This window comes from Herbidospora yilanensis (assembly GCF_001570565.1).
Lineage (GTDB): Bacteria > Actinomycetota > Actinomycetes > Streptosporangiales > Streptosporangiaceae > Herbidospora > Herbidospora yilanensis.
In genome coordinates, this window is sequence record NZ_BBXE01000013.1 from 544,368 (window position 1) to 564,293 (window position 19,926).

15 protein-coding genes are annotated in these 19,926 nt (G+C 73.2%); 2 read left to right on the forward strand and 13 right to left on the reverse strand.

All coding sequences use genetic code 11. The features are described from left to right. The 9 genes from helR to AW273_RS02630 form a co-directional block, all read right to left on the reverse strand. A complete protein-coding gene (helR, locus tag AW273_RS02590; protein WP_062344770.1) occupies positions 1 to 2,133 on the reverse strand; it encodes an RNA polymerase recycling motor ATPase HelR in 2,133 nt (710 codons plus the stop codon). A gap of 88 nt (positions 2,134 to 2,221) precedes the next feature. After that, positions 2,222 to 3,526, reverse strand: coding sequence for a sensor histidine kinase (locus AW273_RS02595; protein WP_232327029.1), 1,305 nt, complete (start codon positions 3,524 to 3,526; stop codon positions 2,222 to 2,224). A 316-nt stretch (positions 3,527 to 3,842) separates the two neighbouring features. Next, positions 3,843 to 5,048 (reverse strand): serine hydrolase domain-containing protein, encoded by a 1,206-nt coding sequence (locus AW273_RS02600; protein ID WP_062344774.1) that lies wholly within the window; start codon positions 5,046 to 5,048, stop codon positions 3,843 to 3,845. A 99-nt stretch (positions 5,049 to 5,147) separates the two neighbouring features. Beyond that, positions 5,148 to 6,077: an NADP-dependent oxidoreductase gene (locus tag AW273_RS02605; protein ID WP_232327030.1), complete on the reverse strand. Its 930-nt coding sequence runs from the start codon at positions 6,075 to 6,077 to the stop codon at positions 5,148 to 5,150. Continuing rightward, a complete protein-coding gene (locus tag AW273_RS02610; protein WP_062344776.1) occupies positions 6,065 to 6,703 on the reverse strand; it encodes an HD domain-containing protein in 639 nt (212 codons plus the stop codon). The genes AW273_RS02605 and AW273_RS02610 overlap by 13 nt, the downstream gene beginning before the upstream one ends. A 118-nt stretch (positions 6,704 to 6,821) precedes the next feature. After that, positions 6,822 to 7,610 carry an oxidoreductase gene (locus tag AW273_RS02615; protein WP_062344778.1) on the reverse strand — a complete coding sequence of 263 codons (789 nt, stop codon included), beginning with the start codon at positions 7,608 to 7,610 and terminating at the stop codon, positions 6,822 to 6,824. A 21-nt stretch (positions 7,611 to 7,631) separates the two neighbouring features. After that, a complete protein-coding gene (locus AW273_RS02620; protein ID WP_062344780.1) occupies positions 7,632 to 8,423 on the reverse strand; it encodes an alpha/beta hydrolase in 792 nt (263 codons plus the stop codon). 80 nt (positions 8,424 to 8,503) lie between these two features. After that, positions 8,504 to 9,004, reverse strand: coding sequence for a helix-turn-helix transcriptional regulator (locus AW273_RS02625; protein WP_232327032.1), 501 nt, complete (start codon positions 9,002 to 9,004; stop codon positions 8,504 to 8,506). A gap of 75 nt (positions 9,005 to 9,079) precedes the next feature. Then, positions 9,080 to 11,860 (reverse strand): helix-turn-helix transcriptional regulator, encoded by a 2,781-nt coding sequence (locus AW273_RS02630; protein ID WP_198167971.1) that lies wholly within the window; start codon positions 11,858 to 11,860, stop codon positions 9,080 to 9,082. A gap of 78 nt (positions 11,861 to 11,938) precedes the next feature. On the opposite strand from AW273_RS02630, the gene AW273_RS02635 reads away from it, so the two are divergent. Beyond that, positions 11,939 to 14,701, forward strand: coding sequence for an ATP-binding protein (locus tag AW273_RS02635; RefSeq protein ID WP_062344784.1), 2,763 nt, complete (start codon positions 11,939 to 11,941; stop codon positions 14,699 to 14,701). Between the two features lies 1 nt (position 14,702). On the opposite strand, the gene AW273_RS02640 is transcribed toward AW273_RS02635, so the two are convergent. After that, positions 14,703 to 15,866, reverse strand: coding sequence for an acyl-CoA dehydrogenase family protein (locus AW273_RS02640; RefSeq protein ID WP_083949448.1), 1,164 nt, complete (start codon positions 15,864 to 15,866; stop codon positions 14,703 to 14,705). A 110-nt stretch (positions 15,867 to 15,976) separates the two neighbouring features. On the opposite strand from AW273_RS02640, the gene AW273_RS02645 reads away from it, so the two are divergent. After that, positions 15,977 to 17,287 (forward strand): UDP-glucose dehydrogenase family protein, encoded by a 1,311-nt coding sequence (locus AW273_RS02645; RefSeq protein ID WP_083949499.1) that lies wholly within the window; start codon positions 15,977 to 15,979, stop codon positions 17,285 to 17,287. Positions 17,288 to 17,291: 4 nt separating this feature from the next. On the opposite strand, the gene purE is transcribed toward AW273_RS02645, so the two are convergent. From purE to AW273_RS02660, 3 genes are read right to left on the reverse strand one after another with little or no spacing between them, the layout of a single operon-like run. Then, a complete protein-coding gene (purE, locus tag AW273_RS02650) occupies positions 17,292 to 17,798 on the reverse strand; it encodes a 5-(carboxyamino)imidazole ribonucleotide mutase (RefSeq protein ID WP_269750207.1) in 507 nt (168 codons plus the stop codon). Beyond that, complete coding sequence (locus AW273_RS02655) at positions 17,791 to 18,861, reverse strand: 5-(carboxyamino)imidazole ribonucleotide synthase (protein ID WP_062345411.1); 1,071 nt, start codon at positions 18,859 to 18,861, stop codon at positions 17,791 to 17,793. Before AW273_RS02655 ends, purE begins: the two co-directional genes overlap by 8 nt. A 49-nt stretch (positions 18,862 to 18,910) precedes the next feature. Then, positions 18,911 to 19,858 carry a hypothetical protein gene (locus tag AW273_RS02660; RefSeq protein WP_062344788.1) on the reverse strand — a complete coding sequence of 316 codons (948 nt, stop codon included), beginning with the start codon at positions 19,856 to 19,858 and terminating at the stop codon, positions 18,911 to 18,913. Positions 19,859 to 19,926: the final 68 nt, after the last annotated feature.

Consider the following 19,926-nt stretch of genomic DNA (forward strand, 5'->3'; position numbering starts at 1 on the left):
TCAGCTCGTGAGGATCACCAGCTCCTGCGTGGCGCGGGTCATGGCGACGTACCGATCGACGGCCCCTTCGACGCCCTCGCCGAACCTGTCGGGGTCGACCAGCACGACCAGGTCGAACTCCAGGCCCTTCGACAGTTCGGGGGTCAGCGACCGCACCCGGGCGGTCGGCCGGAAGGACGGGTCGCCGATCACGCAGGCGATGCCGTCGCCCTGCCAGGCGTCGAGGACCGAGGCCAGCTCCGACGCCTTGCCGTGGCGGACGGGCACGCCGCCGATCCTGATCGAGGTCGGCACGTTCGCGTCGGGCAGCGCCGCCCGGATGACGGGCTCGGCCTCGGACATGATCTCCTCCGGGGTGCGGTAGTTGACCGTGAGCCGGGCCAGAGTGACGCGGTCGAGGCCGATCCGGCGCAGGCGCTCCTCCCAGGTCTCGGTGAAGCCGTGGCGGGCCTGGGCGCGGTCGCCGACGATCGTGAAGCTCCGCGACGGGCAGCGCTGCAGCAGCATCTGCCACTCGGCGTCGGTGAGCTCCTGCGCCTCGTCGACGACGACGTGGGCGAACGGGCCGGCGAGGACGTCGGGTTCGACGCCGGGGGCCACGGTCTCGTCGACCAGGGCGTCGCGCATGTCCTGGTTGTGGAACATGGTGATCAGGCCCTCGCCGTCGTCGTCGGTGTCGAGGAGCCGGTCGATGACGTGGCCGGTGCGTTCCCGTTCGACGGCGATGGCGGCCTGCTGGCGGCGCTTGATCGCGGCGGCCTCCGGGTCGCCGAGCCGCTGCCGGGCGGCGTCGAGAAGGGGCAGGTCGGAGACCGTCCAGGCCTGGGCCTCCGGGCGCTGCAGCAGGCGGATCTGCTCGATGGTCAACCAGGGGGCGCACAGGCGCAGGTAGGCCGGGACGGTCCACAGGTCGCCGACCAGGTCGGCGGCCTCGATCAGCGGCCAGGCCCGGTTGAACGTCTTGACCAGCTCGCGGTCCTGGAGCAGCGAGCGGCGGACCATGTCGCGGGAGGCGTCGCCCTCGTACTTGTCGGTGAGGATGGTGAGCAGTTCCTGCCAGATGACGTCGCGCGCCTCGTTGTGGGGAGTGTCGGGGTCGGGGGCGTCGAAGGCCTCGGCCCAGTCGTCGGGGCTCAGCCAGATCTTCGCGTCGGTGACCTCCATGCCCTTGTCGGGCCGGTTCTCGTAGAACCTCACGGCGGGCTCGACGGCCTTGACCATCTCGGCCGAGGCCTTGAGCCGGGCCACCTCGGGGTCGGTCTCGGTCGCGGCGGCGGCGCCCTCCTTGACGAGGTCGCGCAGGGTGCAGGTGCGCACCCCCTCCTCTCCGAGGCTCGGCAACACGTCGGCCACATAGGCCAGATAGTGCTGGTGGGGGCCCACGAAGAGCACGCCGCCCCGGTGGTGGCCGAGCCGAGGGTCGGAGTAGAGCAGGTAGGCCGACCGGTGCAGGGCGACGACCGTCTTGCCGGTGCCGGGGCCGCCGTCGACGACGAGCGCGCCCCGCGACGACGCGCGGATGATGGCGTCCTGGTCGGCCTGGATGGTGCCGAGCACGTCGCGCATGCGGCCCGAGCGGTTGCCGCCCAGGCTGGCGATGAAGGCCGACTGGTCGTCGAGGGCGGCGGCGTGGCCGTCGAATCCGTCCTGGGTGAAGACCTCGTCCCAGTAGTCGCTGATCCGCCCGGCCGTCCAGCGGTAGCGGCGGCGGCTCGTCAGGCCCATGGGGTTGGCGTGGGTGGCCCCGAAGAACGGTTCGGCGGCGGGTGAGCGCCAGTCGAGCAGCAGCCGCCGCCCGGTGTCGTCGGTCAGGCCGAGGCGGCCGATGTAGACGGGTTCCCGGCCGTCTTCGGCGACCATGTGGCCGAGACAGAGGTCGAGGCCGAAGCGGCGCAGGGCGCGGAGGCGGGCGGTCAGCCGGTGCACCTCCTGGTCGCGGTCGAACGCCGCGCGCCCCTGGCCGCCCGGCGCCCTCCGCTCGGCGTCGAGGCGGGCCGACAGGTCGGTGATCGACCGGTGGAGGCTCTCGGCGATGGCGGCGAAGTGTTCCTCGTCGCGGGCGATCAGGGCCGGGTCGGCCTTGGGCGCCAGATGGTCGGGCAGGTCGAACGCACTGGTGGTCAGTGGATTCACGTCTGCGTCCCCCGGTTTTCGCAGATTGTGGGCTTGGCCGGACGATTCTGCGGCATGACGGGGGGCTTGTGGCAAGCCCGGGGTTGCGCTATAGGTTGAAAATGGCGGGGAGTTGCAATACGAACCGGGCCCCTCGTTCGCTGTCCTGGATCGTCAGGCTCCCGCCGTGCGCCTCGGCGATCTCCCGCGCGATGGCCAGGCCCAGCCCGGTCCCGCCCGCGTCGCGCGCCCGTGAGGCGTCCAGGCGGGTGAACCGGTCGAAGACGATCTCCCGGTGCTCGGGCGAGATCCCGGCCCCGTCGTCGAGCACCTCAAGGATCGCGCAGGTGGCGTCGGCCCGCACCCGCACGGTGATCTGCGAGGTCGCGTGGCGTTCGGCGTTGTCGAGCAGGTTGCCGAGCACCCGGGCGATCCGCAGCCGGTCGCAGTCGACCCGCACGTTCTCGGCCAGGTCGGTGACGATCTCCTTCCGGTACGCCCGGCGCTTCAGCTCCCCGTCGACCAGGGCGGCCAGATCGGTCGGCGAGCGGTCGACCGGCGCGCGGGCGTCGAGGCGGGCCAGGGTCAGCAGGTCGGTCACGATCGCCTGGAGCCGTTCGACCCCGGCGAGGACCTCCGTGCTCATCGTGGGCCAGTCGGTGCCGTCGGGGTGCATCAGCGCCTCCTCCAACTGGGCCCGCATGGCCGTGATGGGGGTGCGCAGGTCGTGGGAGGCGTCCTGGGTGAAGCGGCGGAGCTGCTGGTAGGCGACCTCCAGCCGGTCGAGGGTGGCGTTCACCGTTTCGGCGAGGAGCTGTATCTCCTCGTACTTGGTCGACACCGGGACCCGGCGGTCGAGGCCGGTGGCGGTGATCTCGGCCATCCGCGAGCGGATGGCGTTCACGGGGGCCAGGGCCTTGGTGAGGTCGCGGAAGGTCCAGGCGGTCAGCACCGTGATCACCAGCAGCGACACCCCGATCGCCGTGACGATGGAGCTGACGCTCCCGTACCAGGCCACTACCGGCAGCGCCATGTAGAGCAACCAGAACCCGCCCGGCTGGTAGACCTTGTACGACAACACGGTCGCGCATTCGCTGAGCCCCGCCGGCGGGCACAACGTCCGCACCGCCCGCACGCTCGCGCGGTCGGCGTGGAAGTCGGCCATCGGGCCCTTTCCGGCCAGTTGCGGGGTGGCCGCCACGACCTGCCCGCGCGCGTCCACCACCTGCACGGCGTTGACGGATTCGTCCTTCAGGGTCTTCGGAAGCGGGCCCTCCCGGATGAGCGGGACCACGTGGCCCCACGTCATGGTGGCCCGCGCCTGGACGCTGTCCATCTCCTTGTAGCCCGCGAAGAGCAGGAAGAGCACGCTGACCCCGACGCACACCAGGGTCGTCACCAGGGCGGTCGCCACGGTTCTCCGGACTCGGAAGGCTCGCGTCATCGAAGGCCTTTCTGCCGCGCGGAAAGGAAACGCGAGAACGCCGGTCGGGCCTCTGCGGCGGCCGGTGTGTCGTCAGGTCATCGCGCGGTCTGTTCCGCTTGTGCGAGAGGCGTCCGGGCCGAGGGCGAAGTCACCTCGACGGCGATTCTCTGGGGAGGCGGACGACCTGCTGTTCGCTTTTGAGTCTATGACGCTCAGTTCACCTGGCCAAAACCTGTTCTGGCCGGTCAGCGCGGTGAACCCCGCCAAGGCCGACGCCTGGCGGGGTTCGCGTTGGGCAAAGCTTTTACTCCTCGATCGTTTGGTAGACGGTGGTCCAAAAATCATGGACGAGCCGGGCCGGGTCCGGCACCGACATGCCGACCTGGGTGAGCAGGACGCCGACGAGCCCGTTGGCCGGGTCGGCGTAGGTGGAGGTGCCGCTGCCGCCGTCCCAGCCGAACTGGCCCACGGGGGCGTAGTCGCCCCGGTAGGTCCGCACCGCCATCCCCAGGCCCCAGCCGCCGTGCTGGCCCTGCCCGAACGACACGTGGACGTTGGCGGTGGCCAGGGCGTTGCGGGCGGCGTTCTGCTCGGGCGTGAGCCGGTTGGTGGTCATCAGCTCCACCGCCGGCCGCGACAGGATCCGCTCGCCCCCGTTGAGCAGCATCCGGAAGTAGGCGTGGTAGTCGTCGGCGGTGGAGACCAGCCCTCCGCCCCCGCCCTGGAAGGCCGGGGGCGTGCTGTGGCGGCCGCCCTTGGCCTCGTCCCAGACGAGGAACTCGCCGGTCTGCGGGTCGGGCGCGTACAGCGGCGGCAGCCGGTCCAGCTTCTCGGCGGGCACGTGGAAGCCGGTGTCGCGCATCCCCAGCGGGCCGAACACCCGCTCCCGCAGGAAACTCTCGAACGACTGGCCGGTCACGCGGGCGACGAGCACGCCGAGCAGGTCGCTGCCGATGTGGTACTGCCAGCGCTCCCCGGGCTGGTACATCAGCGGCAACTCGCCCAGGCGGCGCATCCACTCGTCGGGCTCGGGCATCTCCACCGGCAGGTTCGGCGTCAGGCCCCGCTCGAAGATCGCGTTCATGATCGGCGACCCGAGCGCGGTCATGTCCATGCCCAGCCCGAACGTGCAGGTCAGCACGTCACGCACGGTGATCGGCCGCCGCGCCGGCACCGTCTCGTCGAGCGGCCCGTCGACACGCTTGAGCACCTTGCGGCCGGCCAGTTCGGGCAACCACGGATCGACCAGGTCGTCGAGCCGCAACCGGCACTCGTCCAGCAGCACCATCGCCGCCGCCATCGACACCGGTTTCGACGTCGAGGCCATCCGGAAGATCGTGTCCCGGCTCATCGGCGGCCCGCCGTCATGGCACATGGTGCCGACCGCCTCCACGTGGACCTCCTCGCCCCGGCCGACCAGCGCGACCACACCGGGAATGCGGCCCGACTCGACGTGCCGGGTCAGCACCTCACGCACTCGGCGCAACCCTGATTCGGTGAAACGGCCCATGATGTTCTCCTCGCGTCCTGCCGTTCGGTTCGTGAGGACCACGGTCGCCGAACGCGCTGACACCGGGCCGTCGCGGCGCTGACACGGCCGCCGGCACGCTCAGGCCGCCACCTGGATGATCGTCCTGCCGGGCGCGGCGGGTCTGCGGGCCCACCCGCCGGCCGCCTCCGCCAGCGGGCGCACGTCGCCCACCAGCAGCCGCAGCCGTCCGTCCCTGACCCGCTGGGCGAGGTCGGCCAGCCGGACGCGGTCGGGTTCGACGACGAAGTACAACGCCCGCCCGTCCGCGGGCCGCACCTCGGGCGGCATGGCGACGCTGACCAGGGTGCCGCCCGGACGGACCAGCTCGGCCGACCGGGCCAGGACGTCGCCGCCGACGACGTCGAACACCACGTCCACCTCACCGGCGTCCCGCACGTCCTCGGCGTCGAGGTCGAGGAAGGTCCGGGCGCCGAGGCCGGACACGATCTCGCGGTCGCGGGCCCGGCCGGCCGCGATCACGACGGCCCCCGCCTCCCGCGCGAGCTGGACGGCGATCGAGCCGACACCCCCGGCGGCGCCGGTGATCAGGACGGTCTGGCCGACCGTGAGACGGGCGTGGTCGAACAGCCCCTGCCACGCGGTCAGCCCGGAGATGGGCAACGCGGCGGCCACGGTGTGGTCGACGTCGGCCGGCAGAGGGGCCAGGTTGCGGGCCTCCACGGCGGTGAACTCGGCCAGGGACCCGTTCCTGGCCCAGTCGGTCAGGCCGAAGACCCGCTGGCCCACGGTGAGACCGGTGGTGCCGTAGCCGAGCTCGGCCACCACCCCCGACAACTCGTGACCGGGGATGCTGGGCGCCCGGTCGCGGCCGGCCCGGTCGGTCCACGTCGCCGGCCAGTCGAGCTCCCCCCGGGTGAACCCGGCGGCGTGCACGCGCACGATGACGTCGTTCTCGGCCGCGTGCGGATAGGGCATGTCGGCCAGGGTCAGCCCGTCGATCCCGGCGTCGCGCTCCCGCGCGACGACCGCCCGCATCAGCTCGGCCACGGGGAGTTCAGGACACGCTCGACCGTCGTCGTCCGCCGGAAGCCGGGGACGAAGTGTTCGAGCACATCGGAGTTGACGGTGCCGAAGGTGGTCTCCGGGCGGTCCTTCTGCCCGTCGGCGTACACCCGCAGGAACTCGTTCTTGAAGTCGCCCCGGGGGTGGGCGGCGAGGATCTCCTGAAGCTGACCGTGCGCGAACCCGTCGAGACCCAAGCCGACCACGTCGGTCAGCACGCCGAGGTGGACGGCCGCGATCTCCGGGGCCATCCGGCCGGGCACGCCCGGCGTGGTGTGCAGGGCGATCGCCGTCCAGACCGTGTCGGCGGCGGCCGTGGCGAAGCCCCGCTCCAGCAGGAACGCGCGCGCGTGGTCGGCGCCGTCGAGCTCGAAGCGCTGCTCCACCCCGGAGAAGGGGGTCTGGAGGCCGGTGTCGTGGAACATGGCCGCCAGGTAGAGCAGCTCCGGGTCGGGTTTCACGCCGAGCCGCTTGGCGTGGATCAGCCCGAAGAAGAAGACCCGCCGGGAGTGGTGGTAGATGAGGGGGCCGGTCATGTCCTGAACGATCTTGGTCGCCTCGGCGACCGCCGTCGTCTCAGGGATCTCCAGCCCCCCGATGGCCTCTGGCATCGCCGCCGACCTTTCGGCTGTGGAAGGAACGTCCGGCTTCCATGCTGCCCGTGGACGGGTCTGCGGCGCCGCCCTCATCCGGCCAGAAATCCCTCATATACCGACAAACAAGCGGAGGTCACAGGGTGTCGATCAGGCCGCCGTCGATGACGAAGTCGGCGCCCGTGACGTTGCCCGCGCGCCCGCTGGCGAGCAGGACGACGAGGTCGGCGACCTCGTCCGGGCGGGTGAACCGGCCGGTGACCGAGTCGGCGGCGGCCTTTTCCGCCACCGCGCGCGACTCGCCGCCGTTGTGGCGGGCCAGCGTGGCGGCGACCCCCTCGGCGCCGAGCCACAGGTCGGTGGCGACCGGCCCGGGGCTGACGGTGTTGACCCTGATCCCCTCGGGGCCGAGCTCCTTCGACAGCGACTTGCTGAAGCTGGCCAGGGCCGCCTTCGCGGCGCTGTAGTCGATCACCAGCGGGTCGGGCAGCGACGCGTTGACGGAGCCGACCGTCACGATCGCGCCGCCGCCCCGGCCGAGCATGAGCGGCAGCGCCTCACGGGTGGCACGCACCGCGGACAGGAAGTTGACCGTCAGGGTGGCCAGCCAGTCCACGTCGGTGACGGACGCGAAGCCGCCGGTGCGCGGGCGCACCGCGCCGACGTTGTTGACCAGGATGTCCAGGCCGCCGAAGGCCTCCCCGGCCGCCGCGACCAGTTCGGCCGGGCCGTCCAGGGTGGCGAGGTCGACCGCGACGGGGCGCACGCGGCCCCTCGCCGCCAGTTCCGACAACCCGGCGCTGATGTGCCGCGCTCCGGCGGTCACGCTGACGCCCTCCGCCGCGAGCGCCCGGGTGATCGCCAGCCCGATGCCCTTGCTCGCCCCGGTGACCACGGCGGTCTTGCCTTGCAGGTGCAGTTCCATTGCCGGCCTTCTCCACATGCCTCAGAGGGAGTGGCGGGCGAGCCAGGCCAACGTGACGTCGGCGACCTCTCGCCAGCCGCCGTCGATGGTGAGCGAGTGGGCCCGGTCGGGGAACTCGTGGAAGTCGGTGATCGCGGCGGAGTGCCGGTACTGCTTCAGCGTGGCCAGCGTGACCGACTCCGGCACGGTGTGGTCCCGGCCGCCGGTGATCAGCAGCAGCGGACCGCGTGACTCGTTCCCGGTCGCCACCTTGGCGGGCGAGTGTGGGTCGAAGTTGGCCGTCGCTGCCTCGAACAGCGGCTTCCCGGGGGCTGGGATGCTCCACCTCCGGTAGAGCTCGGCCGACTCCTCCTCGGAGACGGCGTTGCCGAAGGCGTACCGGAACTGGTCCTCGGTGAGCGACACGGCCCGGTTGCGGTTGGCGGGGTTGCGGAACACCGGCAGCGCTGAGCGCAGCGCGGTCAGCGGCACCGGCAGCACGCCCTTGATCTGCGCGGCGTCGATCGCGACGGCGGCGACCCCGAGGTCCAGCCCGAGCAGCTTCTGCGCGATCATGCCGCCGAAGGAGTGGCCGATCAGGATCGGGCGCTCCGGCAGGCCACCGATGATCTTCGAGTAGTGCTCGACGACGTCGTCGATGCCGTGGCCGGCGATGGCCTCGGGGTTGGCCCGGGACTCCTCGACGGTCGCGCCGTCGCCGGGCCAGCCGGGCGCGACGGGAGCGTAACCGGCCTCCCGGAACAGGTCGATCCAGGGGTCCCAGGAGGTGGCGTGCAACCACAGTCCGTGGATGAAGACGACGGGAGTGCTCATGGCGGCCTCTCAGCAGGCGGGCGGGCACTCCTCACGCTAGGGACCGGGCCCGCCCGGCACCCCACGCGAACGCGTAGTCCTCAGCCCGCCCGGATCGCCATCAGGCGGGCCAGCTCCACCCGGGAGCGCACCTGGAACTTCCGGAACACCTGCCGCAGGTGGTAGTCGACCGTGTGCGGCGAGATGAACAACAGCGCCGCCGTCTCCCGGTTGGTGAGCCCCCGGGCGACGTGCTCGGCGACGGTCCGCTCCGAGTCGGTGAGCCGCGACCAGGCCGGACCGGTCTCGGCCGGGGCGCCGGTCAGCCAGATCACCGCGCCGACCAGGGCGCCGTCGTCGTAGACGCCCTCGCACCGCCCCGACGACGTGCCCGAGGTCAGGGTCAGCCGTCCGGGCCGCCGCTCCGGCTCGGCGCCCAGCCACCGCCGGGCCCACGCCCACAGCGGCGTGCGGTCGGCGGACGACAGCAGGCCCGCGGCGGCACTGTTCACGAACATGGTGTCGGCGTCGACGACGGCGACAGGTCCCTTCGCCCTGCGGCGTACCTCAAGGAAGCGCGCGTGCAGATCGTGAGCGGGCACCTTTTCCTCCCCCATGCGTCGTCGTTCTCATGGAACCGCGCCGGAGGAGGCCGCCGAATCAGGGAAACACCCCAGTCACGGGGTGAGGCCGTCCTTGCGGAGTTCCCGCAGTTGCCTCCGGGAGGTGATCCGCAGCTTCCGGAAGATCTTGGTGAGGTGGTATTCGACGGTGGAGGTGCTGACGTACAGCCGCCGGGCTATCTCCGCGTTGGTGGCGCCCTCGGCGGCCAGCTCGGCGATCTTGGTCTCCTGCGGGGTCAGCACCGGCCCGACCGGCGGGGCCGGGGGCGCCACCCGCTCTCCGGTCGCGGCGAGCTCCACCCGGACGCGCTCGGTGAAGATCCCGGCGCCCATCGCGGCGAACATCTCGTGGGCGGTGCGGAGTTGCGCCCCGGCCTCGCCGCGGCGCCGGTGCCGCCTTAGCCACTCCCCGTAGAGCAAGTGGGTGCGGGCCAGGTCGGTGCGCGTCCGGGTTCGGCCGAGCAGCTCCAGGGCCTGCCGGTAGAGCGGCTCCACGGATCCGCCGCCGTGCTCGCCGAGCAGCGCGCGGCCGCGTGCGAGCAGGCCGAGCCCCCAGGGTGTGCCGCTGACCGTGGCCCGCTCCTCCAGCCGCGCCAGCGCCAGCCGTGCCGTGTCGAGGTCGCCGGCCCGGACCGCCGCCTCGATCAGGTCGGGCAGCACCCGGTTGCCGCTGCCCGGCGGGTCGCGGTCGAACACCGGGCGGGCCCGGTCGAGCGCCTCGCGGTAGTTGCCGAGGCTGACCTCCAGCACCGTCATGGCCAGGGCCGCCTGGTTGACCAGGGCCGGGACGTTCTGGGCAGCGATCACGGCGATCTGGTCGGCCGCGGCGCGGGCCTCCTGCTCACGACCCTGCCAGACCAGTTGCTCGATCTGCCACTGCGGGCCGCCCTTCGGCATCAGGCCGCTCATCGCGTACAGGTCGAAGTTCTCGGCGTAGTGCAAGTCGGCGACGGCGATCCGGCCCGCGCGCAGCTCGCTGCCGGCCAGCAGGGTGAGCGTCACCCGGAGGGCGTGCAGCGCCCCGTTCTCACGGCCGGCCGCCGCCAGTCGGCGCAGCAGCGCGAACCGGCCCTGCTCGTCCCACAGCTCGTCGGCGGCCAGCCCGCCGAGCAGCGCGAGGGGCATCCCCTCCTCGCTGAGCCGCTCCGCCGTGCACAACTCGGTGATCGCGGCCCGCATCAGCGGCACCGCGTCCCGGTAGCCGGCCGTGACCCGGGTGGCGAACGCCCGCGCCAGCAGATCGGCGGCCGTATCCGCCGGATCGGGCGGCAGGGCGAGCACGGCGCGGGCCACGTCGAGCGGCCGGACGCCGACCGTGTGCTCCAGCGCGACCATGGCGGTCTCCATGGCCTCGCGGAGCATCACCCGGGTCAGCCGCTCGTCCCCGTCGCCGAGCGCGGTGGCGGCGTCCATCAGGATCGCGGGCGCGTGCGCCACCCGGTCGTCGTAGTTGGCGACGGCGGCGCGCAGCCGCTCCCCCATCGCCCGGGCGACGGGGGTGTGCAGCATCGGCCGCGCCTGGTCGAGCAGGCGGCGGACCGCCGCGATGTCCCCGGCGGCCAGGAACGCCCCGGCCGCCGCCAGCAGCCGTCCGCCGCGCGCCCGCGCGTCCGGGCTGAGCTCGGCGGCGCGGGCGAGGTAGGCGGCCTGGGCGGTGTAGCCGCCCCGGGCGCGGGCTCTCTCGGCGGAGGCCTCCAGGTCCCGGGCGACGCCCTCGTCCGTGCCGGGGGTGGCGGCGGCGAGGTGCCAGGCCCTGGTGTCGGGGTCGAGCACGGGGTCGCTGGAGTCGGCCAGCGCCCGGTGGGCGCGGCGGCGGTCGGCGGGCGGGGACGCGTTGTAGACCGCGGCCCGGATGAGCGGATGCCGGAAGGTGACGCTGCCGCCCGCCAGGTCGCCGGGCAGCAGGACGCCCTCGGCCAGCGCCGGGTCGGCGTCGATCGGGGACAGGCCCAGCAGCGCCCCCGCCCGCCAGAGCAGCCCCTGGTCGTGGGCGGGGGCGATCGAGGCGACCAGCAGCAGTTCCCGGGTGGCCGGGGGCAGCGCCCGGACCTGACCCAGGAAGTAGGTCTCCAGGTGGGCCCCCAGCGGGAGGCGTACCGGCAGGTCGGCGTGGCCCGCGAGCTGCTCGGCCGAGAGGGCGGCGGCCAGCGTGATGAGCGCGAGCGGGTTGCCGTCGGTCTGCTCCACCACCCGCCCGGCCACCGCGTCGTCGAGCGGGCCGGCGACGCACTCCGCGAGGAGCCGACGGGCGTCCGCGTCGGGCAGCCCACCGATCGGGCGGACCGGCAGGCCCTCGAACAGCGCCGCCCCCGATTCGCGGAGTGCGACGAGCAGCCCGACCCCTTCGGCGTGCAGCCGCCGGCCGACGAACGCGAGCGCCTGGGCGGAGTCGCGGTCGAGCCAGTGGGCGTCGTCGACGAGACATAGCAGGGGCCGGTCGGCGGCGATCTCGGCGAGCAGGCTGAGGGTGGCCAGGCCGATCAGGAACTGGTCGGGCGGGGGGCCGTGCGTCAGCCCGAACGCGCGCCGCAGGGCGTCGCCCTGCGGCCCGGGGATCCGGCCGAGCCGATCGAGGAACGGCGCGAGAAGGTGGTGCAGCGCGGCGAAGCCGAGCGGAAGCTCCGACTCGACGCCGGAGACGGCGAGCACGCGCAGCCCGGCCGCCGAGGCCCGCGAGGCCGCCGCCTGCAACAGCCGGGTCTTGCCGACGCCCGGCTCCCCGGCGAGGACGAGCGTGTCGCTGAGCCGCGCGCCGAGCCGCCGGATCATCTCGTCGATGGTGTCCCGTTCGGCGTTCCGGCCGTGCAGCGACGTGGCGGTGACGTCGTCGGACACGATTGCCCCCTCGACGAAGCGTGCGCGGGTGCCGGGGCGGGATCGCCCGGGAGGCGGCACCCAGGAGACTATGTCACCATGTCCAGCCATTCCGCCAAACCGGCTCTTGTCGGACGAGACCCGGAGCTCGCCCGCCTGTCCGGCCTCCTCCACGGTGTGCGCGACGGGGGCGGTTCGCTGGTCGTCCGCGGCGAGCCGGGCATCGGCAAGTCCGCACTGCTGGCCGAGGCCGCGGACGCCGGCCGGGCCGCCGGGCTGCGCGTGTTGTCGACGGCCGGCACCCAGGCCGAGTTCCATCTCCCGTACGCCGGCCTCCACCGCCTGCTGCATCCCGCCCGCCTGGACGACACGATGCTGCCCGATCCGCAGCGGCGGGCGCTGGCCGCCGCGCTGGGCCTGATCGACGCCCCCGTCCCCGATCTCTACCTGGTCGGCCTCGCCACGCTCAACCTGCTCGTGGAGGCGGCGAGCCGGACCCCCCTGCTGGTGCTCACCGACGACGGCCAGTGGCTCGACCCGCCCACCGCCGGGGTGTTGTCCTTCGTCGCCCGGCGCCTGGCGGCCGAGCCGGTGGCGCTGCTCGTCACGCTGCGCGACGGCGTGCCCTGCGCGCTGGCCGAGGCGGGGCTGCCCGAGCTGGTCCTGGGTCCGCTGCCGGACGCGGTCGCGGCGCTCCTGCTCGACGCGCGTGCCCCCGGAATCGATCCCCGGACCCGGCGGCGGCTGCTCGACGAGGGCGCCGGCAACCCGCTCGCGCTGGTGGAGCTGACCGGCGAATGGCGCGACCAGGGGGCCGGACTGCTGTCGTCGCCGTGGCTGCCGCTGACCGAGCGGCTGGAGCGCACTTTCGGCGCCCGCGTGGGCGACCTGCCCGCCGCCACGCGGGCCCTGCTGCTCGTCGCGGCCCTCGGCGAGGGCACCACGCAGGACGAGGCGCTGGCCGCCGCCGCCGTCCTCGCCGCCGGGCCGGTCACCCGCCACGACCTGGCGCCGGGCATCCGCGCCGGGCTGATCGAGCCGGACGCCGCCCACATCCGGTTCCGGCACCCGCTCATGCGCTCGGCGATCTACCAGGCCGCGTCGCTGCCGCAGCGCCGCGCCGGCCACGCGGCGCTCGCGGCGGCACCGGTCCGGCAGGGTGACGAACACGCCGCCGACCGGAGGATCTGGCACCGCGCGTCGGCCGCCGCCCGGCCCGACGAGGCGATCGCCGCCGAACTGGACGCCATGGCCGCCCGCGTCGCGCAACGCGGCGCCCCGACGGAGGCGGTGACCGCCCTGGAGCAGGCGGCCAAGCTCACCGAGGACGCGCGCCGCCGGGCCGACCGGCTGCTCCGGGCGGCCGACCAGGCCGTCGAGCTGGGCGGCCGCGACGTCGTCGTACGCCTGCTGCGCCAGACCGAACTGCTGCCGCTCACCGCCCGCCAGCAGGCGCAGTCGTCGTGGATCCGGGGCACCCTCAACGACGGTTCCGACGGCCGGGCGACGGGCCCGCAGACGCTCGCCGCCCTGGCCGAGTCGGTCGCCGCCGACGGCCGCCCGGAGGAGGCGCTCCGCATCCTGTGGAGCGCCGCGCTGCAGTGTTTCTGGATCGAGCCGGGCGCCGAGGCACGTCACCGGATCGTCACGGCGGCCGAGAGCCTCCCGGTGCCGGCCGCGAACCCGCTGCTGCTGGCGATCCTGGCCTACGCCGCGCCGATCGACCGGGGCGCCGTGGTCGTCGAAGGGCTGCGGAAGCTGGCCGCCGAACCCGTCATCGACCCGAAGGCGGCACGGCTGCTGGGCTCCGCGGCGGTGATCGTCGGCGCGTTCGAGCAGGTGGAGACCTTCTCCGCGGCGGCGCTGCCGGGGCTGCGCGCCCAGGGGCGGCTCTACCTGCTCACCCGCTCCCTCGCGCAGCAGGCGTGGAGCGCGGTGCTCCGGACCAACCTGAACGTGGCGATCCCGGCCGCCGAGGAGGCGGCCCGGCTGGCCCTGGAGACCGACCAGCCGCAGATGTACGGCACCGCCGTGTCCACCCAGGCGATGCTCGCGGCGCTGCGCGGCGAACCCGGGCAGGCCCGGGAGCTCGCGGCGCGCGCCGAGGCGATGAGCGTGGCGGCCGGGGTGCGGCCGGTGCTCGCCACCGTGCAGATGGCCCGCGGCCTGGCGGCGCTGGGCGAGGGCCGGCACGACGAGGCGTACGGGCACCTGCGCCGTCTCCACGACCCCGCCGACCCGTCCTACCAGCTCGCGCTGCGCTGCTACGTGGCCGCCGCGTTCGCCGACGCCGCCGCCGGGAGCGGCAACACCGGCCCGGCGCGGGCGGTGCTGCGCGAACTGGAGGAGGCGGCGCGGAGGACGCCCGCGCCCGCGCTGCACGTGGGCCTGCCCTTGGCCCGGGCGCTGCTCGCCGACCCGGCCGACGCGCGGGCCCGATTCACCGACGCCCTCGCCGCCGACCACGCCCGCTGGCCGTTCGCCCGCGCGTACACGCAGGTGGCCTACGGCGAGTGGCTGCTGGGCCGGGGCGATCCGGGCGAGGCCCGGCCGCTGCTGCGCGCCGCCCGCGACACCTTCGACGCCCTCGGGACGGCACCCTGGAGCGACCGGGCCCGGCGCGGGCTGCGTGCCTGCGGCGAGGTCAGCGCCGACCGGGTCCTGACGGCCCGCGACAAGCTCACGCCCGTGGAACTGCAGATCGCCCGGCTGGCCGCCGATGGCCTGTCGGACGAGGAGATCGGCGAGCAGGTCTACCTGTCGCGCCGGACGGTCGGCGCGCACCTGGCCCGGCTGCTGCCCAAACTCGGCATCGACTCCCGGGCCGACCTGCCCGCCCTGCGCCGGGAACGGGCCGACTGACCTACTTCAGGAGCTGCCGCGCCATCACCATCCGCTGAATCTGGTTGGTCCCCTCGTAGATCTGGGTGATCTTGGCGTCGCGCATCATGCGCTCCACCGGATAGTCCCGCGTGTACCCGTACCCCCCGAGGAGCTGCACCGCGTCGGTGGTGATCTCCATCGCCGCGTCCGAGGCGGCCGTCTTGGCCGCCGAGGAGAAGAACGTCAGGTCCTTGACCGGGGTGCCGTGCATGGCGAGCTCCGACTTGGCCGCCGCCGCGTAGGTGAGCTGCCGCGCCGCCTCCAGCTTCATCGCCATGTCGGCGATCATGAACTGGACGCCCTGGAAGTCGCCGACGGCCTTGCCGAACTGACGGCGCTCCTTGACGTAGCCGATGGCGAAGTCGAGCGCACCCTGGGCGATGCCGAGGGCCTGCGCGGCGATGGTGACGCGGGTGTGGTCGAGGGTCGCCAGGGCGGTCTTGAAGCCGGTGCCGGGGGCGCCGATCATGCGAGAGGCGGGGATGCGCACGTTCTCCAGGATCACCTGCCGGGTCGGCGACCCCTTGATGCCGAGCTTCTTCTCCTTGGGGCCGAACGAGACGCCCTCGTCGGACTTCTCGACGACGAACGCGGAGATGCCCCGGGCCCCGGCGGACGGGTCGGTCACCGCCATGACCGTGTAGTACTCCGAGACGCCGGCGTTGGTGATCCACGTCTTCACGCCGTCGAGCACATAGGAGTCGCCGTCGGCCACGGCGCGGGTGCGCATCGCGGCGGCGTCGGAGCCGGCCTCGGCCTCGGAGAGGGCGTAGGAGAACATCGCCTCGCCCCGGGCTACGGCGGGCAGGTAGGCCGCCTTGAGCTCCTCCGACGCCGACAGCAGCAGCGGCACCGTGCCCAGCTTGTTGACCGCCGGGATCAGCGAGGACGACGCGCAGACCCGCGCCACCTCCTCGATGACGATCACCGCCGCGAGCGCGTCCGCCCCCGCCCCTCCGTATTCCTCGGGCACGTGGACCGCGTGGAAATCGGCCGCGACGAGGTCTTTGTAGGAGTCTGCGGGGAACTCCTCGTTCTCGTCGGCCGCGGCGGCACGCGGGGCGATCTTCTCTTCTGCCAGGGCGCGGACCGCCTCGCGGAGCATGTCGTGCTCCTCCGCCGGCGCGTACAGAGGAAAGCTCATGTACGGATTGTAGGACGTCCAACTATCACAGCGGTGAACGATCTGCCACCGATAGCCTCATGTAACATCACACACCCTGATAAGTGCAGGTCATCGAGGGGAGCGGCGGCGTGACACACCGACTGACGGTCCTGGGGACCGGATATCTGGGGGCGACGCATGCCGCGTGCATGGCGGAGCTCGGCTTCGACGTGCTCGGCCTCGACGTCGATCCCGACAAGATCGCCCGGTTGCGGCGCGGCGAGTCGCCGATCTACGAACCGGGCCTGGGCGCCCTCCTCGCGAAACACGTGGCCACCGGCCGCCTCCGGTTCACCACCTCCTATGAGGAGGTCGCCGAGTTCGGCGACGTCCACTTCATCTGCGTCGGCACCCCCCAGAAGAAGGGCGAGTACGCCGCCGACGTCTCCCACCTCGATCAGGTCGTCGAGTCGCTCGCCCCGCACCTGCGGCGCGACTGCCTCGTGGTGGGCAAGTCGACCGTCCCGGTCGGCACCGCCCAGCGCCTCGCGACCCGGCTCCGGCAACTGGCGGGCGGCCACGTCGACCTGGCCTGGAACCCCGAGTTCCTCCGCGAGGGCTTCGCCGTGAACGACACCCTCCACCCCGACCGGATCGTCCTGGGCGTCGCCTCCCCCAGGGCCGAGCAGGTCCTGCGCGAGGTCTACGCGCCGCTCGGCGAGGTCCCGATCGTGGTCACCGACTTCCCCACCGCCGAACTGGTCAAGACGGCCGCCAACGCGTTCCTGGCCACCAAGATCTCGTTCATCAACGCCATGGCCGAAGTCTGCGAGGCCACCCAGGCCGACGTGAAACGGCTCTCCGAGGCCCTCTCGTACGACGAACGCATCGGCGGCCGCTTCCTCAACCCCGGCCTGGGGTTCGGCGGCGGCTGCCTGCCCAAGGACATCCGCGCCTTCATGGCCCGCGCCGGAGAACTTGGCGCCGACCAAGCCCTGACCTTCCTGCGCGAGGTCGACGCGATCAACATGCGCCGCCGCGCCCGCATGGTCGACCTGGCCCGCGACATGGTCGGCGGCTCGTTCCGCAACCGCGTGGTCGGCGTGCTCGGGGCGGCCTTCAAGCCCAACTCCGACGACATCCGCGACTCACCCGCCCTCGACGTGGCCGCCACGATCGGCCAGGAGGGCGGCTCCGTCACCGTCTACGACCCGGTGGCCCTGGACAACGCCCGCAAGGCCCAGCCGACCCTGAGCTACGCCGAGTCGGCCCTGACCGCCTCCCGCGACGCCGACGTGGTCCTGCTCCTGACGGAGTGGCAGGAGTTCGTCGACCTCGACCCCCACGCCCTGGGCCGCGTCGTCAACCTCCGCAACATCGTCGACGGCCGCAACGCCCTGGACGCGACGGTCTGGCGCGAGGCCGGCTGGAACTACCGAGCCCTAGGCCGCCCGCAGTAGACCCCTACGAACCCGCGGCCTTCCGGAGGGCCTCGCCCTTCGCGTGGGCCGTCTTCTTCAGCTCTGCCTGGAACTCCACCATCCGCTCCCGCAGCGCCGGGTCGGACGCCGCCAGGATCCGCACCGCCAGCAGCCCCGCGTTCCGCGCCCCGCCGACCGCGACCGTCGCGACCGGCACCCCCGCCGGCATCTGGACGATCGACAACAACGAGTCCATACCGTCGAGGTACTTCAGCGGCACCGGCACGCCGATGACCGGCAGCGGGGTCACCGAGGCCAGCATGCCCGGCAGGTGGGCCGCGCCGCCCGCGCCCGCCACGATCACCTTCAGGCCCCGGGAGGCGGCCGACTTGCCGTAGGCGATCATCTCCTCGGGCATGCGGTGCGCCGACACCACGTCGGCCTCGAAGGACACGCCGAACTCCCGCAGCGCCTCGGCGGCCTGGCCCATCACGGGCCAGTCCGAGTCGCTGCCCATGACGACGCCGACCTCAGGCCCGAGCTCAGACACTGATGGGTCCTCTCAGACAGGTGACCGCGTGCCTCGCCCGCGCGCGGACCTCGTCGAGGTCGTCGCCCAGGGCGGTCACGTGGCCGATCTTGCGGCCGGGACGGACGTCCTTGCCGTAGAAGTGGATCTTGATGCCGGGGTCGTTGGCCATCACGTGCTCGTAGCGCGAATACACGTCGGGGTCGGGGCCGCCCAGCAGGTTGGCCATCACGACCACCGGCGCCGCCATCTCGGGCGAGCCCAGCGGCAGGTCGAGCACCGCCCGGAGGTGCTGCTCGAACTGGGAGGTGCGGGCGCCCTCGATCGTCCAGTGCCCGGAGTTGTGCGGGCGCATGGCCAGTTCGTTGACCAGCAGGCCCGTGGCGGTCTGGAACATCTCCACGGCCAGCAGGCCGGTCACGCCGAGCTCCTCGGCGATGGTCAGGGCGATGCGCTGCGCCTCGGCGGCGAGCTCGGGGTCGAGCCCGGGGGCGGGCGCGATCACCTCGACGCAGATCCCGTCTTCCTGGACGGTCTCCACGACCGGGTAGGCCACCCCCTGCCCGTGGGGCGAGCGCGCCACCAGCACGGCGAGCTCCCGCTCGAAGGGCACGATCTCCTCGGCGATGAGGTCGATCCCGTGGGAGACCACCTCGTCGACCTCGGCCTGGGTGCGCGCCACCCACACGCCCCGCCCGTCGTAGCCGCCCCTGACGGCCTTCAGCACGACGGGGGCGGTGAAGTCGGTCGAGCTCCACCGGGGGCACGGCACCCCGAGAGCGGTCAGCCGTTCCCGCATGACCCGCTTGTCCTGGGCGTGCACGAGCGCGGCGGCGCCCGGCCGGGCCGGCGCCCCGAGCGACTCGATCAGCTCGGTCGGCACGTGCTCGTGGTCGAAGGTCACCACGTCGCAGCCCTTGGCCAGCGCCATGAGGTCGGCGAGGTCGCGGTGGTCGCCGAGCCGGGTGTCGACGACGACCTTGGCCGCGCTCTCGTCCCGCGATTGGGCCAGCACCCGGAGCTCGACGCCGAGGGCGATGGCGGCCTGCTGGGTCATCCGGGCCAGTTGCCCGGCGCCGACCATGCCGACGATGAAGGGGCTGTTCACGAACGGGAAGCTTACCCAGCCCGGTTCAGGCCTTCGTCACGGAGGCCAGCCTGCGGCCCATCCCCACCGTCGTCATCCGGCCGTCGGCGTCGACCTTCGTGGCCAGGAACAACAGCTCCTCGGCGGTCACCTCGCCCAGCCGGCCGTGGCCGGCGAAGGCACGGACGTCCTGTTCGGCGAAGTAGGACTTGGCCAGTTCGTCCCGGCCGGGGCCGGGGCTCTGGGTGGTGACCAGTCGCAGGGTGTGGAAGACGAGGAACGCGCCGCCGGGTAGGGCCAGCGCGTGGGCCGGCGCGCCCCGGACGAGGCGCACGTCGACACTGATCCTGTCGGGGCGGTGTCTGGCCGGGGCCCGGGTGATCGAGTCACGCAGGTCCCGCATGGCGTCGCCGGAGGAGACCCGGATGCCGTTGACCCCGGTCGGGTCGGTCAGATAGGTCAGGCAGCGCTGGGACACCAGGCTCGCGGTGACCTGCGGATTGACGTCGCCGGCGGGCACGACGGCGTCGGTGACGGGCACCTCCGGGGCGCCCTCGGGCACCGGGACCGGCCCGAGGGCCAGCCGCCAGCCGCCCTTGCCCTGGGTGAAGACGAAATAGGCCGGGTCGGGCTCCTTCGCCAGGGCGGCGAACCACGGTTTTCCCTTGACGCTGCGGCTCGGCAGGTAGAACTCCGGCTCGCTGTAGTCGAACCGGGCGCTCTCGTGGCCGAGCGCGGTGGCCGTGCAGGCGGAGCCGGCGAGCTCGGCGATCGGGGCGGCCAGCAGCCGGGCCACCTCGTCGCAGTCGCTGTCGTGCCAGGCGGTCTCAAGCTCGCCCAGGTCGGCGAAGGCGGCCTCGGCGGCGGCCAGGGTGAGGGTCTCGGGCTCGCGGGAGGGGGACTCGCGGGCCGTGGTCTCCGCGGGCAGCCCGCCGCAGGCGGCCGACAGGCCCAGCACGATACCGGTGATCACCGTCCGGCTCAGTCGGCCCATGAGGATGCCCGCACCTCTCCCAAATGTGCGCGCGGGTGTGACGTCGGGCGCCAACGTAGCCCGTGGCG